General features: G+C 68.1%; 11 protein-coding genes and 1 other RNA gene. 8 read left to right on the top strand and 4 right to left on the bottom strand.

Annotated features, from left to right (window positions below; translation table 11 throughout):
• The first annotated feature begins 15 nt into the window (after nt 1–15).
• Nucleotides 16–448, top strand: an RNA gene (rnpB, locus tag U6958_RS29220) — RNase P RNA component class A.
• Between the two features lie 44 nt (nt 449–492).
• On the opposite strand, the gene U6958_RS29215 is transcribed toward rnpB, so the two are convergent.
• From U6958_RS29215 to U6958_RS29200, 4 genes are all read right to left on the bottom strand, one after another.
• A complete protein-coding gene (locus U6958_RS29215) occupies nt 493–2,979 on the bottom strand; it encodes a TonB-dependent siderophore receptor (protein ID WP_074922710.1) in 2,487 nt (828 codons plus the stop codon).
• 146 nt (nt 2,980–3,125) lie between these two features.
• Complete coding sequence (locus U6958_RS29210) at nt 3,126–4,436, bottom strand: sigma-70 family RNA polymerase sigma factor (RefSeq protein WP_074922712.1); 1,311 nt, start codon at nt 4,434–4,436, stop codon at nt 3,126–3,128.
• Nucleotides 4,437–4,531: 95 nt separating this feature from the next.
• The gene (locus U6958_RS29205) at nt 4,532–5,275 is read right to left on the bottom strand and encodes a pseudouridine synthase (RefSeq protein ID WP_012203381.1); all 744 of its coding nucleotides are present in this window, start codon (nt 5,273–5,275) and stop codon (nt 4,532–4,534) included.
• Nucleotides 5,276–5,338: 63 nt separating this feature from the next.
• Entirely contained in the window at nt 5,339–7,009 is a 1,671-nt protein-coding gene (locus tag U6958_RS29200; protein WP_074922715.1) for an MBL fold metallo-hydrolase, read from the bottom strand.
• A 127-nt stretch (nt 7,010–7,136) separates the two neighbouring features.
• Between U6958_RS29200 and dapF the strand changes: the two genes are divergently transcribed.
• The 7 genes from dapF to hslV all read left to right on the top strand — a co-directional run bounded on the left by dapF (nt 7,137) and on the right by hslV (nt 14,531).
• Nucleotides 7,137–7,997: a diaminopimelate epimerase gene (dapF, locus tag U6958_RS29195; RefSeq protein ID WP_016448046.1), complete on the top strand. Its 861-nt coding sequence runs from the start codon at nt 7,137–7,139 to the stop codon at nt 7,995–7,997.
• Nucleotides 7,994–8,707, top strand: coding sequence for a DUF484 family protein (locus tag U6958_RS29190; RefSeq protein ID WP_016448045.1), 714 nt, complete (start codon nt 7,994–7,996; stop codon nt 8,705–8,707). Before dapF ends, U6958_RS29190 begins: the two co-directional genes overlap by 4 nt.
• Nucleotides 8,708–8,721: 14 nt before the next feature.
• Nucleotides 8,722–9,810: a tyrosine recombinase XerC gene (locus U6958_RS29185; RefSeq protein WP_074922717.1), complete on the top strand. Its 1,089-nt coding sequence runs from the start codon at nt 8,722–8,724 to the stop codon at nt 9,808–9,810.
• Nucleotides 9,811–9,944: 134 nt separating this feature from the next.
• The gene (locus U6958_RS29180) at nt 9,945–11,060 is read left to right on the top strand and encodes a GTP-binding protein (RefSeq protein WP_016448043.1); all 1,116 of its coding nucleotides are present in this window, start codon (nt 9,945–9,947) and stop codon (nt 11,058–11,060) included.
• 531 nt (nt 11,061–11,591) lie between these two features.
• A complete protein-coding gene (dksA, locus tag U6958_RS33360; RefSeq protein ID WP_016448042.1) occupies nt 11,592–12,086 on the top strand; it encodes an RNA polymerase-binding protein DksA in 495 nt (164 codons plus the stop codon).
• Nucleotides 12,087–12,131: 45 nt separating this feature from the next.
• Nucleotides 12,132–13,916, top strand: a complete 1,785-nt coding sequence (locus U6958_RS29170) for an STAS domain-containing protein (RefSeq protein WP_016453128.1) — start codon at nt 12,132–12,134, stop codon at nt 13,914–13,916.
• Between the two features lie 69 nt (nt 13,917–13,985).
• Nucleotides 13,986–14,531, top strand: coding sequence for an ATP-dependent protease subunit HslV (hslV, locus tag U6958_RS29165; RefSeq protein ID WP_016448040.1), 546 nt, complete (start codon nt 13,986–13,988; stop codon nt 14,529–14,531).
• The last annotated feature ends 21 nt before the right edge of the window (nt 14,532–14,552 follow it).

The raw sequence follows: 14,552 nt of genomic DNA, 5'->3' as shown, positions 1-14,552 counted from the left end.
GATAATGCCGCCCGTGAAGCACGCCAGACCGCCGCTGGTGCAATCGTGGAAACACGGCACTGGAGGAACGTCCGGACTGCACAGGGCAGCGTAGCAGCTAACGGCTGTCCACCGTGAGGTGAGGATCAGAGCAACAGAGACGAGTCGGGGACATGTGCCGCCAACTTGGTGTTCTATGGGGTGCCGGCGCAAGCTGGCGACGGATGGCGCAAGCCAGACGCCCAGGCGAAAGCCTGGGCCCCATAGCCACCCGGGGACGCGGAACGCGTCCCCGGGTGAAACGGGCAATCTCTACGCGCAGCAATACCAAGTAGGCACACGTTGACGGGGCCCCCGGAGTGTGCGGGTAGGTAGCACCGAGCCGGGCGGCGACGCCCGGCCCAGATTAATGGCGGTCACATGCGGGCAACCGCGTGCACAGAATCCGGCTTATCGGCGCGCTTCACACTTTCTTCCATGCCCCGCCACCGGCGGGGCATTTTCATGGGCGGTTCAGAACTGGTATTTGGCCGTCAGCAGCAGCCTGCGCGGCACGCCGAAATAGTTGCCGCCGTTGTTCGTGCCCAGGGTCTCGAAGTAGCGGCGGTCGAACAGGTTGCTGACGTTCATCTGCAGGTCCAGCTGCCGGTTCACCCGATAGCCGATGACCAGGTCGGCCACGGCATGGGCGGACTGGCGGATTGCATAGCCTTCGGCGCTGGTCAGCGACTCGGACGTGGTGCGGCTCTGGTAGCGCAGGCCGCCGCCCACGCGCCATGCGCCCAGCTCGCCGCCCAGGTGGTACATGGCCGACAGCTTGAGCTGGTGGCGCGGCGTGTAGCTGGCATAGGGCGCGCCCTTGGCGCCTTCGGTGCTGTCGCTGGCGATCTCGGCCTGGGTGAAGGTATAGCCAAGGCCGGCGTTCAGGCGCGGCAGGATCTCGCCGCTGATGTCCACGTCCAGCCCCTTGCTCCTGACCTTGCCGACGGAGCGGTAGCAATTGGTCTTCACCGTGCAGGAGTTGATGTCCGCGATGGCCTGGGGCAGGTTGTCCTGCGTGGTGTTGAACACGGCAACGGCCAGGTTCACGCGCTCGTCCAGGTAGCTGCCCTTGAGGCCCAGCTCGAAATTGCGGCCCTCCACCGGCGCCAGCATGCTGCCCGAGACATCCAGAAAATCCTGCGGCCGGAAGATGCTGGTGTAGCTGGCATAGGCCGAGTAGGTCTTGTTGATGTCATAGGTCAGCGCCGCATAGGGCGTGGCATGGGCTTTCTCGCTGAATTCGCGCTCCCGGCTCCAGCTGCCCTGGCGCTGGACGTTGGTGAAGTCGTACCAGTCAAGGCGCGCGCCGGCGATCAGGTTCAGTGGCTCGGCCAGCAGGAAGCGGCCCGTGGCGTAGGCCGAGGTCAGCGTGGTCTTCTGGCGGCGCGTCCACAGGTCTTCGGCCAGCAGGCCGGAGCGGTCCAGCGAGTCGGGGTTCCAGGTATAGGGATCGACGCCATTGGCGATCAGCCATTCCCCCGTGGGCGACAGGTAGCTGTAGCCCTGGTCGCTCCAGCGGATGGTGCGTCGGCTGAGGCCGAAGGCCAGGTCATGCTCGCGGCCGAACAGGCGCACGGGGCCCTGGGCCGAGGCATCGAGGCTGAGCTGGCGCTTGTCGTAGTCGTACAGGCCGCCGGCCACGTCGTAGCGCGTGCGGCCCTGTTCGTCCTGGCCGCCCGAGACCAGGTAGGCGCCGTCCAGCGCGGACTGGGCCTGCAGGGCGCGCGCAGCCAGCCTGGCCTTCCAGCCGTTGTCGAAGCGGTGCTCCAGGTCGGCGAACAGGCTGACCTCCTTCTTGTCCCATTTGCTCCAGGAGGGCGAGAAACGCCTGGATCGCGCAATGTCGAGGAAGGATCCATCGAAGCCCATGGGCACGCCCATCCATTGCGAGCCGGGGTTGTCTTCGTTCACATAGGAGCCGCCCACGCTCAGCGTGGTGTCGCGCCCCAGGTCGAACTCGGCGGTGCCGTACAGCAGCTGGCGGCGGCTGCTATAGCCATCGATGAAGTGGTCACGCGACTGGGCCGAGGCCACCACACGCCCGCGCGCCGAGCCGTCCTCGTTGAGGGCGCCGCCCACATCGACCTCGCCCACGGCCTGGTTCCAGCTGCCGCCGCGCAGGGTGACCGAGCGCTGGGTGGTGCGCGGCGCGCGCTTGCGCACGAAGTTGATGGTGCCCGAAGGGTCGCCCACGCCCGTCATCAGCCCCGTGGGGCCGCGCACCACTTCCACGTGGTCGTACATGGCCATGGTGTCGTAGGTGGAGGTGTCGGTTTCATACGAGACGGGCACGCCGTCCTGCAGGAACGAACCGATCACGAAGCCGCGCGAGAAATAGCGCGCCCGGTCGTCGCTCCAGCGGTTGATGGTGATGCCGGTGGCGCTGTTGGCCACGTCGTCGATGGACAGCATGCCCTGGTCGTCCATCTTCTGGCGCGTGACCACGGTGAGGGACTGGGGCGTCTCGCGGATGGACAGCGGCAGCTTGGTCGAGGTGCTCATCAGCCCCGTGGTGTAGGAGCCCGAGCCCTCGGTGGTCGTGGTCTCGCCCACGGCGGACACCGTGACTTCGGGCAGGGCCACGGTGCCGGCGGGCTTTTCCACCACCAGCGTGCCCTCGCTCACATGGCCTTTCAGCCCGCTGCCGCGCAGCAGCCGGGCCACGGCGGCGGCGGTGCTCAGGCGCCCTTCCACGGCGGGCGCGCGGCGGACCTGCACCAGTTCAGGCGCAGCCAGCAGTTGCAGGCCGGCCTGGCGGGCCAGTTGGGCCAGCGCCTGGTCCAGCGGCTGGGCGGGAATGTGGAAGTCGGTGCTGGCGGCCGTGGCTGTGGCCTGTGCCGCCTGGGCCAGTGCGGCTGGAGACAGCTGCAGGGCCAGCAGCGCGATGCCCGCGGCAACGGCATGGTGGCGGGCAAGGCTGCAGGCAAGGCGGGAAGGCTTGGAGGGGAATGAAGACATGGAAGGTCCCGTGGCGGATCTGGGCAATGGCGATTCCCGGGCTGCGAATGCGTCGCGTTCCCGGGTCCTCATGCCTATACGAACGGGCGCAGGCATTCCCTCATGCCTGGTGCGCATGCGACGTGCATTCCGGGGCTATGGGCGCATCAGCTGCGGCGGCGGATGACCAGGGTGCGCCCGCTTCCCGGGCCCTGTTCCTCTTCCTGCACGCTGACCGGCAGGGTGCGCGGGAGCATGCGCAGCCAGCCCTGGGCCGCCGCAATGCGCACGCGCCCCAGCACGGGCAGGGCGGCGGCGTCGGGCTCCACGCGCAGTGGCTGCAGGCTGTAGCGCTCCAGGCGGCGGGCGACCTCGGCCAGCGGCGTGTTCTGGAAGTCCAGCCAGCCCTCGCGCCAGGCGGCCACTGCCGCAACCGTTTGCACGGCGGCCGTCTGGCCTGGCGCCAGGCGCAGCATCTGGCCTGCGCCCAGTGCATGCCGGGCGCCGCTGCCGTCGCGCACCTGCACGCGGCCCGCATCGACGGCGACCAGCACCGCATCGTCCTCCAGCGCCACCTCGAAGCGCGTGCCCAGCACGGTGACCTGTACGTCCGCTGCCTGGACCACGAAGGGCCGTTCCGTGTCGCGCGCCACGGCGAAGAAGGCGCTGCCGGCCAGCAGCCGCACCTGGCGGCGCGTGGCGTAGAAGTCCACCTCGGCACGGCTGGCGGCGTCCAGCGTCAGGGTGCTGCCGTCGGGCAGGGGCTGGTTCAGCAGGCGGCCGGTGGCCGTGGCCAGTCGCACCTGGTACTGCGGCATCCACTGGCGCCAGGCCAGCCACAATGCCGGGCTGCCGACACCCAGGCCCGCCATCCCCAGCAGGGTGGACAGGGCGCGGCGGCGGCCCGTGCGTGGTGCGGGTGCGGCGGTTTCTCCGCGCCAGCGGCGCAGCGAGGCTTCCACGCTGTCCATGGCGCGCATGACCTCGCGTTCCACGGTTTTGACCGAGACGCCGTGGCGCTCGGCCAGTTCGGCATGCGAGGCGCCCTCGATGCGGTCGGCCAGGAAGATGTCGCGGCAGCGCGCCGGCAGCTGCGCCAGGGCGCCTTCGACCCCGGCCAGGGCCTGGCGGTAGGAATGGGTGTCGGCCACATCGGGGCTGAGGGGGGAGGGCGGCTCGCCTTCCCTCGCGCTGGTGTCAAAGCGCTCGGCCGTGCGCTGGCCATGGCGCAGGTGGTCGATGGCGATGTTCTCCATCACCGCGTAGAGATAGGCGCGGCTGGCGCCTAGCGGACTGTCCGGCGCGGCGGGCGCATCGCTTTCGCCGCGCTGGCGTTCGGCCAGGCGTATCCAGGCGTCATGCACCAGGTCACGCGCGGCCTGCGGGCCGGCGCGGCGCGCCACGAAGCGCACCAGCTCGTGGTAGCTGTCCTGGAAGGTGCTCAGCAGGGAAGAAGAGGAAGAGGCGGGCGCAGGCATGCGGGAGGCCCGAAGGCAGCACGGGAATCCCGCATTCTATGAAATGATTCTCATTTGCCGAATGTGCTGCCCGCCGCGCACCCGGCAATGCCGGCCTAGAACCGCTCCCAGGGCATCAGGTAGCGCCACTGGCCTTCGGGCACCTTGGCCAGAGAGAGGCGGCCAATGCGCAGGCGGCGCAGGCTGACCACGCGCAGGCCCACTTCGGTGCACATGGCGTCGATCTCGTCGGGGGCGATGCCCTTGAGCGCAAAGCGCAGGTGGTTCTCGTTCTGCCAGCTCACGCGGCAGGGCGGCAGCTGGCGCTTGCCGATCGGCAGGCCGGCCTTCATCAGCTCCAGGCCGTCCTCGTGGATCTGGCCCTCGACGCCGACGATGCATTCCTGCTCCAGCCACATGCCTTCCTCCCCCAGCTTGCGCGCCACGCGCTTGTCCTGGGTGTAGACGATGAGGCCGCTGGCCGGCAGCGGCAGGGGCAGGAAGGATTCCAGGTTCTTGAAGTGCTGGGCCAGCACCAGCAGCGGCATGGGCGTGTCCACCTGGGCCATGCTGGCTTCGCCCAGCAGGGAGTGGGCGCTGCGCACCCGGCCATAGGGCCGGCCCTGGGTATAGCCCGCAGGCTTGTTCATCAGCAGGGTGACGGGCGGCACGGCCTCGGGCTGGGCGCCGCTGCGCAGCGTGACCTGCTGCTCGGGGCGCACGCGCGTCTCGGGCAGTTGCACGACCTTGCCGTCCACCTGGACGTTGCCGGCGGTGATATGCAGCTCGGCCTCGCGGCGCGAGCATTGTTCCTGTTCGGCCAGGCGCTTGGCCAGGCGAACGCTTTCAGATTCAGACATGCGCGCAGCTTAACCAGATACCAGGCCCCGCGCGCGTCGTCGGTCATTGCCGGTCATTGCTGGTCATTGCCGCCCGCACAGCGCACGGATGCGCTCCACATGCGCCAGCAGCGAGCGCTCGGCAATCGGCCACAGCTGCGGCGGGGCGTCGTCATAGGCCAGCCGCACCCAGTCCTGCACGCTGCCGTCGGGCTGTCTTTGCATGGCGGCCAGCACCTTGGCCTCGCGCGCCAGCCGGTGGGCCTTCAGCTTGGCGATCGCCTGGCGCGCAAAGCCCAGCACATAGCCATGGGCCGGCAGGATGAAGCGCGCATCGTGCGCGGCGCACAGCGCGTCCAGCCTGTCCAGCGAATCGATGTACTCGCGCATGTTGCCGTCGGGCGGATCGATGATGGTGGTGCTGCCGTTGAGGATGTGGTCGCCGCTGAACAGCAGGGCATCTTCCTCCAGCAGAAAGCACACGTGGTTGGCCGCATGGCCCGGCGTGAACACGGCCTGCAGCGTGTGGGTGACGGTGCCTTGCGCATCCTGCACGGCGATGCGCTGGCCATCTGCCAGCACGTGGTCTGGCGTGAAGCGGCTGGCCGGCCGGGCCGTGGGTGCCGAAGGCAGGCCGCCGATGGCCGGGCGTGGCTTGCCGGCCTGCACCGCCAGCGCCTGCAGCAGGGCAGCGCCCGGCGAATGGTCGGCATGGGAGTGGGTGCATAGGATGTGGCGTATGTCGCCGCCGGCCGCCTCGAACAGGCGCTGCACATGCGCGGCGTCGGCCGGGCCGGGATCGATGCAGATGTAGCCCGTGGCGGCATCGCCCACCAGATAGCTGTTGGTGCCGGGGCCGGTCATCACGCCGGGGTTGGGGGCCGTCAGGCGCAGCAGGTTCTTGCGCAGGGGCACGGCGCGCTCGCTCTGCCAGTCCAGCGTGTGCAGGATCTGGCCGTCCGGGCAGACCATTTCCAGCTCGCCGAAGGGGGCCTCGTCCTCCATGTGGCGGGCTTCCTTGCCATCGAGAAAGCCGGTGCGCGGGCAGCACTGCCACAGCGGCCGCTCGCCTTGCAGGGCGGCGAACACGGCATCGGTGCCCGCGAAGCGGCTGAGCCGGTCCAGCGTGCGGATGGTGGGAAAGATCATGGGAAAGCTGCCGGCGCGGTGGCGCTCCAGCGCTTGCTGGGGGCTCACCCAGATGGGCTCGAACTGTTCCGATCCGTCGGCGTCAGGCTCCTGGCCTTCGGGCATGCGCGCCACGAAGAAAGGCACATCGAAGCGCCGGGGCAGGTCGCGGTCGGCCGTCCAGTGGGCCAGGTACCACAGCGCATCCACGGCCAGGCGCAGGCCGCGTGCCTCGCACTGGGGAACCAGGGGAGCATTGCGGTCCAGCGTGGCCAGCTCGGCGGCCGATACCGGTCGGCCCTGGGCATCGTGGGCCAGCAAAATGCCGAGCTCCTCGAAAGTCTCGCGCAGGCCGGCGATGGCCTGGGTGACGCGCAGGCCATGGCCGGCCTGCGCGGGGCGGGTGCTGGCGCAGGCATGGGCGGCGTCGGCGGCGTCCTGGGCCTCGATGCCGCCGCCCGGGAAGACATAGGCGCTGGGCACGAAGCTGGCCTTGGGCGAGCGCCTTGTCATGAGCACTTCCAGTCCGCTGCCATCGGCGCGGTCGCGCATCAGCAAAACGGTGGAGGCCTTGAGCGTGTCTACGGGCTGGCGCTGGGGGTGCAGGAGCTGGCTGGGGCGGGTCATGGGGGCATTATGCGGATGGACCTGCATCGTGCTGTTGCGCCGGAGACGCAGGCGGCTGGATGGCGCTCTGCACCAGGGCATGCCCCGGATTGCGCCATGAGGCTGCCGTGCAGGGGATAATCGCGGGATGCAGATCCGCTTTACCAAGATGCAGGGCGCTGGCAACGATTTCGTGGTCCTTGACGAAACCGCCGGCCCGCTGGGCCTGAGCGCAGCCCAGTACCGCTTTCTGGCCCACCGCCAATTCGGCGTGGGCGCCGACCAGATCCTCACGGTGCGGCCCTCGCCCGCCGAAGGCATCGACTTCGAATACGTGATCCACAACGCCGACGGCGGCGAGGTCGAGCAGTGCGGCAACGGCGCGCGCTGCTTTGCCCGCTATGTGCACGACAAGGGACTGACGGACAAGTCCGTCATCCGCGTGCAGACGCTGGCCGGCCTCATCGCCCCCGAGCTGCATGCCGATGGCCGCGTCACCGTGGACATGGGCCAGCCCGTGCTGGAGCCCGCCCTGGTGCCCTTCGATGGTGCAGGCCTGGTTCCCCGCCCGCTGGGTGCGGCGCAGCAATGGCCCCTGCAACTGGGCGACGAAGCCACGGTCTGGATCGCCCCCGTTTCCATGGGCAACCCGCATGCGGTGCAGCTGGTGGACGATGTGGACCATGCGCCCGTGGCCACCTGGGGCCCGCTGATCGAGCGCCATGCGCGCTTTCCCCAGCGCGTCAATGCGGGATTCATGCAGATCGTCGATCGCGGCCAGATCCGGCTGCGTGTGTACGAGCGCGGTGCCGGCGAGACGCTGGCCTGCGGCACGGGCGCCTGCGCGGCCGTGGTGGCCGGCATCCGCTGGGGGCTGCTCGACGCGCGCGTCGATGTGCACACCCGCGGCGGCCGGCTGACCATCGAGTGGGACGGCGGCGCAGTGCGCATGACCGGCCCCGCAGAGTTTGTTTTTGAAGGACAGATCGAGGTTCCCGACCAGCCATGAACAGCACTACCGATATCGCCGTCACCGAAGAGACGATTGCCGACTACCTGCTGAACCATCCGGAATTCTTCGAGCGCCACGCCGAGATGCTCGCGCGCGTGCAGCTGGTCAGCAGCCACAGCCCGCGCACCGTCAGCCTGCAGGAACGCCAGGCCGAGATGCTGCGCGAGAAGATCAAGGGCCTGGAGCACCGCATCATGGACATGATGCGGCACAGCAGCGAGAACGCCTCCATCGCCGACAAGCTGCACGCCTGGAGCTGCGCCCTGGCCAAGGTCCAGGACCTGCGCGAACTGCCCCATGCGCTGACGGCCAGCCTGCAGCATGTCTTCGAGGTGCCCCAGGTGGCCCTGCGCCTGTGGAACGTCTCCGGCGCGCAGACCAGCAGCATCTACACCATGGGCGTCAGCGACGATGCCAAGTCCTTCGCTGCCTCGCTGACCATGCCGTTTTGCGGCCCCAACATGGGCTTCGAGCCCGGCGGCTGGCTGGTCGATCCCGACGCGGCCCAGTCCCTGGCCCTGCTCACCCTGCACGATGGCGACCCCGGCAACCCGGCCCATGCCTTCGGCATGCTGGTCCTGGGCTCGCCCGATCCGCTGCGCTTCGAGGCAACCATGGGCACGGAATTCCTCTCGCGCATCGCGGCCCTGGCCAGCGCGGCCCTCTCGCGCATGCGGCCCGTGGCGCTGACCCTGGCGCGCGGCTGATCGGCTGAAAGCCCATGCCGGGGGCATCGGACAGGGACGGGCTCCCGGAAGGCGGCCTTCCGGCAGAGGATCTGGAGGCGGAGGACCTGGCGCTGCTCCCCTCCGCCGTCCATGCCTATCTGGAGCATGTGCGCGTGCAAAAGCGCCTGGCCGACCGCACCTGCGAGCTCTATGCGCTGGACATGGGCCGGCTGTGCGTCATGGCCCGCGACGCCGGCCTGGAACTGCTGGCGCTGCAGCCCGCCCATATCCGCCGCTTCGTGGCCCGGATGCATTCCCGGGGCCGCAGCCCGCGCGGCATTGCGCTCATCCTGTCCGGCTGGCGCAGCTTCTTCCGCTGGGCGGCCCAGCAGTCGCTGGTGCCTTTCAATCCTGTGGAGGGCGTGCGCGGCCCCAAGGCCCCCAAACCCCTGCCCAAGGCATTGGGCGTGGATGACGCCGTGCAGCTGGCCGCCTTCAGCAACGCCGATGCCGACCCCTGGATCGAGGCGCGCGACGCCGCCATCACCGAATTGCTGTACAGCTGCGGCCTGCGCGTGGGCGAACTGGTGGGGCTGGACGTGGCCCCCGGCCAGGACACGCAGCGCCAGGGCCGTGGCTGGATAGACCTGCAGTCCGCCGACGCCCACGTGCAGGGCAAGGGCGGCAAGCGCCGCACCGTGCCCGTGGGAGCGGCCGCGCTGCAGGCGCTGCAGCGCTGGCTGGACCTTCGGGAAACGGGTCTTGCGGGTGCGGCCGCGCAGGCTGCGCAACACGAACCCGCCCTTTTCATCGGCCGGCGCGGCGAGCGCCTGGGCGCGCAGTCGGTCTGGGCGCGGCTGCGCCAGCGCGGGCAGCAGGCCGGCCTGTCGGCCAGTGTCCATCCCCATGTGCTGCGGCATTCGTTCGCCAGCCACATGCTGCAGTCCAGTGGCGATCTGCGCGCCGTGCAGGAGCTGCTGGGCCACGCCAGCATCTCGACCACGCAGATTTACACGCGCCTGGATTTCCAGCATCTGGCCCAGGCCTACGAGAGCGCCCACCCGCGCGCGCGCCGCAAGAGCGGCGACAGCAGGCAAGTCGGCGAAATCGGCGAAACCCCTGAAAAGGACAACCTCGAATAAAAAAGGCCAAGCCCTCTGGCAAAACAGCACTTGACAGGCTCGCTAAACTTATTCGGAACGTCTTTTCGACAAGGCCCGTCCATGGTGGACGGGCCTTGCCGCTTCCCTTTGCTGAATTTTCTGAAAGCAATCCCATGGCACTGATTCCCGTCACCATCCTTACCGGCTTCCTGGGCTCGGGCAAGACCACGCTGCTCAAGCGCGTGCTCAGCGAGTCCCACGGCATGAAGATCGCCGTGATCGAGAACGAGTTCGGCGAGGAAAACATCGACACCGACATTCTCAAGACGGAGTCCAAGGAGCAGATCCTGCAGATGAGCAACGGCTGCATCTGCTGCACCATCCGCGAAGACCTGCGCGAGACCCTGCAGCTGCTGGCCTCCAAGCGCCGCAAGGGCCTGGTGGAGTTCGACCGCATCGTGATCGAGACCACGGGCCTGGCCGATCCCGGCCCCGTCGCCCAGACCTTCTTCATGGACGACGAGATCGCCGAGACCTATCTCATCGACTCCATCCTGACCCTGGTCGACGCCAAGCACGCCAACCAGCAGCTGGACGACCGCCAGGAAGCGCGCCGCCAGGTCGGCTTTGCCGACCAGCTCTTCCTGTCCAAGACCGATCTGGTCAGCGAGGACGAGAAGAACGCGCTCATCCACCGCCTCAAGCACATGAACCCGCGCGCGCCCATCCGCGCCGTGCATTTCGGCGAAGTGCCCCTGAACGAAGTCTTCGACCTGCGTGGCTTCAACCTCAATGCCAAGCTGGACATCGATCCCGACTTCCTCAAGGAAGACGATCACGACCACGGCCATGATCACAAGCACGAGCATGGCGAGCACTGCAGCCATGACCACGAGCACGACGAGAACTGCGGGCACGACCACGCCCACAGCCACGCCCATGATCACGAGCACGGCGAACACTGCAATCATCCTCACCACCATCACCACGATGACGACGTCAAGAGCTTCGTCTACCGTGCCGACCGGGCGTTCGACCCGGCCCGCCTGGAGGACTTCCTGGGCGCCATCGTCAACATCTATGGCCCGCGCATGCTGCGCTACAAGGGCGTGCTGAACATGCAGGGCACGGAGCGCAAGGTCATCTTCCAGGGGGTGCACCAGCTCATGGGCAGCGACCTGGGACCGCAATGGGCCGAAGACGAAAAGCGCCAGAGCAAGATGGTCTTCATCGGCATCGACCTGCCCCAGGACATCTTCCTGCAGGGCCTGGAGCAGTGCCTGGTCTGAGCCGTCTGTGAACTTTTGTGAGGAATCACATGGTTTTTTGCTGACATCTGATTGACGCAGGAGCCGCCCGCATCTGCAGGCGGCTCCTCTGCTTTCATGTGGGGTATGTGCAACGGCTTGCGCTCCTGTAGAGCATCGATACAATCGCGCCCCTGAAGAGAGCCCCCAAGCCCAATGGACTGCCCCGCAGGGGTCGCCCATACCGTGAGGAGACAGCAAGTGAGCGCCGAATCCAGCAAGAAGCCGTCAGTGGCCGCCCAGGCCCCGGCTGCAAGCCAGAAGGCCGCGGTCCGCACTGCGGTCGGCGTCGTCGACCTGGCCTCCCGCGCCGGCTGGAAAAGGGCTCTTTGCACGCACGGCCGCCGCACGGCCTGGATTGCCGCACCCCGCCGCAAGGGGAAGCCGGCAGGTTCCGCAACTGCGGCGATCGGCTGTCCTACATGGCATTCGACCCGGGCGCCTCGATTGACAGTACCATCCATGGCCCCGTCCGATGCCCCCGGCTCGGACTAAGTTAGCGAAACCAACACTATGCCTACCACTACGCAAACGCCTTCGTCGGGATCGACGAAACGAGACCCCAAGCTGGCCAATGCCTGGAAGACCAAGTCGGCGGAGGAGCTGACGGATGCCGAAGTGCTGGCCATGTCCGATGACGACTACATGAATGAGAAGCAGATGGCGTTTTTCCGCCTGAAGCTGCTCACTCTCAAGCACGACATGCACACCAACGCGGGCGAGACGGCAGAAAACCTGCGCGAGGACACCGTGGTGGTTCCCGATCCGGCCGACCGCGCCACCATCGAGGAAGAGCACGCGCTGGAACTGCGCACCCGCGATCGCGAGCGCAAGCTGCTCAAGAAGATCGAGCAATCCATTGCACGCATCGACGCAGGCGACTACGGCTACTGCGACGAAACCGGCGAGCCCATCGGCGTGGGCCGCCTGCTGGCCCGTCCCACGGCCACGCTGTCGCTGGAGGCCCAGCAGCGACGCGAGCTCAAGCAGAAGATGTACGGAGATTGAGTTGCGGCAACGGCCTTCGGAACGGTGGTGCTAATCTGATTCGCCATGGCAAAAGAAGAGAGCAGCAAATCGGGAGGGTTGTTGTCCAAGGTGGTGCGCTTTGTGCGCCACCCGACGGTCAATTGGTCCGATCTCGACGGCCTCGACGCTGACCAGGAGAGCCAGTACAGCAAGCAGGCGCTCAAGGAAATGATCGAGCGCAAGCGCCGCAACGACTTCGTACGCAAGCGCGAATTCGACCAGCTGCGCCGCCTGCGCCAGGCCGAGTTGCAACAGGCCTCCCGGCCGGGCAGCGCATCTGTCGGTGTCGGCGTGCCCGGACCGGCTGCACAGGGCTCGCAATTCCTCAGCAGCCTGCTGAGCTCCAAATCCTCCGGCGAGCGCGCCGTCACGCTCAAGAAGATCGACGAGATCGAGGCCCAGATGTCCCAGCAATGGTGGCGGGGCAAGCAGGCGGCCGACGCCACCACCATTCCCATGGCGCTGCCCGCTGGCGGCAACCCCGCGCCGGCGTCGTTTCGCAAGCAGCCGCCGCCGGGCCAGATCCCCATGCTCAGCGACGTGGTGCCTGCGGCCATTGCCTCGGCCGGCGATGTGGCGGCCTTTGCCACCACCTTGCCCATGAGCCTGGCACCTGCGCCGCAGGTGCCGTCCGTCTCCACGGCTCCCCTCATGGATTCCATGCCCATGGCCCGCCCCCTGCGGCCATTGGAGGGAGCGACCGATTTCCTGCCCGCCTTCGCGGCCACCGAGGTCTCTGCCCCGCAGCCCATGGACATGGTGCCGCCATCCTTCGTGGTGTTCGAGCACGATCCCGACCTCGAAGAGCCGGCCATCCTCTTTGCCAATGGCGACGTGGACGGCGCCGAGCAGGGCATGCTGGAGCTGATCGAGCGGCGCGATGTGCCTGCGCAGCTGCCGGTCTGGCTGGCCTTGCTGGACCTGTACCGCGCGGCCGATCGCCCGCTGCAGTTCGACAAGGCCGGCATTGAATTCGCGGCGCGCTTCGGCCGCTCCGCTCCCCAGTGGTTCGCGATGCCGCAGCAGCGCACCGCCGCGATGGCGCCCCTTCCCGGCGCAGCGGCAGGGCGCGGCTGGCGCTGGAGCGCTCCCGCCCAGGTCACGCCCAGCGCCGTCACGGCGCTGAAGGCCTCCCAGGCCAAGGCCGCCGGTCCCTGGACCCTGGACTGGGCTGCCGTGACCCACATCGACGAGGCGGCAGCCACCGCCTTGGAGGCGCTGCTTCAGCAATGGGCCGATTCCCAGGGCGTATTCGTGCTGCTCAACGCGGACCGGCTGCAGGCGCTGCTGGGCGCGCTGGCTCCCTCGGGCGACTCCGCTGTGGATACGCTGTGGTGGCGCCTGCGCATGGCCGTGCTGCGCCTGATGAACCGGCAGGATGATTTCGAGCTGGTGGCCCTGGACTACTGCGTGACCTACGAAGTCTCGCCACCTGCCTGGGCGGACCCGGTCTGCCAGTGCCTGACGCAAGCCGTCGAGTCCGGCGGTGCACAAGCCCCTGTGCAGCCGGGCGCTGCCGCCCCGGCGGATACCGTGCGATTTGCGCTGTCCGGCACCATCGAAGGCGATGCCTCCACCTGGCTGGACCCGGTGCAGGAAGGCGCCAGCCTGGGCGAGCCGGTGTTCATCGACTGCACCCAGCTGGTGCGCATGGACTTTGCGGCGGCCGGCTCCGTGCTCAACTGGGCGGCCCACATGCAGTCGCTGGGCCATGTGCTGCAGTTCGGCCAGCTGCACCAGCTGGTGGCCGTATTCTTCAATGTGATCGGCATCCAGGAGCATGCGCAGGTAACGCCGAGACGGGACTGACCTGCCGAGCGGCGGCATTCTTTGGAGGGGCTCTTGAGAAGACGGGAGCCGCCCTCATCTGGCACCGCTATGGAACAGTATCACGGCACCACCATCATCAGCGTGCGCCGGCAGACCCCCGAAGGCGTGCAGGTCGCCATCGGTGGCGATGGCCAGGTCACATTGGGCAACATCGTCGTCAAGGGTACGGCGCGCAAGGTGCGCAAGCTCTACCACGGCAAGGTGCTGGCCGGCTTTGCCGGCGCCACGGCCGACGCCTTCACGCTGTTCGAGCGCTTCGAGGCCAAGCTGGAAAAGCACCAGGGCCATCTGACGCGCGCGGCCATCGAGCTGACCAAGGACTGGCGCACCGACCGCGTGCTGCGCCGGCTGGAGGCCATGCTGGCCGTGGCCGATGCATCGGCCTCGCTGATCATCACCGGCAACGGCGATGTGCTGGAGCCCGAGCAGGGCATCGTGGCCATCGGATCGGGTGGCGCCTACGCGCACTCGGCGGCCAAGGCGCTGCTGACCAACACCGAGCTGTCGGCCGAGGAGATCGTGCGCAAGTCGCTGGCGATTGCCGGCGAGCTGTGCATCTACACCAACATGCACCATACGGTCGAGACGCTCTGAGACCCTCGCGGCGCGGGCGGT

Source organism: Delftia lacustris (assembly GCF_040267515.1).
Classification (GTDB): domain Bacteria; phylum Pseudomonadota; class Gammaproteobacteria; order Burkholderiales; family Burkholderiaceae_C; genus Comamonas; species Comamonas tsuruhatensis.
Note: the sequence above shows the minus strand (reverse complement) of the source record. Positions and strands in the feature narration are given on the sequence as shown.

Bases quoted from the DNA above. Each gene is read 5' to 3' on its own strand.
- U6958_RS29215 (WP_074922710.1), bottom strand. From the start codon at position 2,979: ATGTCTTCATTCCCCTCCAAGCCTTCCCGCCTTGCCTGCAGCCTTGCC.
- U6958_RS29210 (WP_074922712.1), bottom strand. From the start codon at position 4,436: ATGCCTGCGCCCGCCTCTTCCTCTTCTTCCCTGCTGAGCACCTTCCAG.
- U6958_RS29205 (WP_012203381.1), bottom strand. From the start codon at position 5,275: ATGTCTGAATCTGAAAGCGTTCGCCTGGCCAAGCGCCTGGCCGAACAG.
- U6958_RS29200 (WP_074922715.1), bottom strand. From the start codon at position 7,009: ATGACCCGCCCCAGCCAGCTCCTGCACCCCCAGCGCCAGCCCGTAGAC.
- dapF (WP_016448046.1), top strand. From the start codon at position 7,137: ATGCAGATCCGCTTTACCAAGATGCAGGGCGCTGGCAACGATTTCGTG.
- U6958_RS29190 (WP_016448045.1), top strand. From the start codon at position 7,994: ATGAACAGCACTACCGATATCGCCGTCACCGAAGAGACGATTGCCGAC.
- U6958_RS29185 (WP_074922717.1), top strand. From the start codon at position 8,722: ATGCCGGGGGCATCGGACAGGGACGGGCTCCCGGAAGGCGGCCTTCCG.
- U6958_RS29180 (WP_016448043.1), top strand. From the start codon at position 9,945: ATGGCACTGATTCCCGTCACCATCCTTACCGGCTTCCTGGGCTCGGGC.
- dksA (WP_016448042.1), top strand. From the start codon at position 11,592: ATGCCTACCACTACGCAAACGCCTTCGTCGGGATCGACGAAACGAGAC.
- U6958_RS29170 (WP_016453128.1), top strand. From the start codon at position 12,132: ATGGCAAAAGAAGAGAGCAGCAAATCGGGAGGGTTGTTGTCCAAGGTG.
- hslV (WP_016448040.1), top strand. From the start codon at position 13,986: ATGGAACAGTATCACGGCACCACCATCATCAGCGTGCGCCGGCAGACC.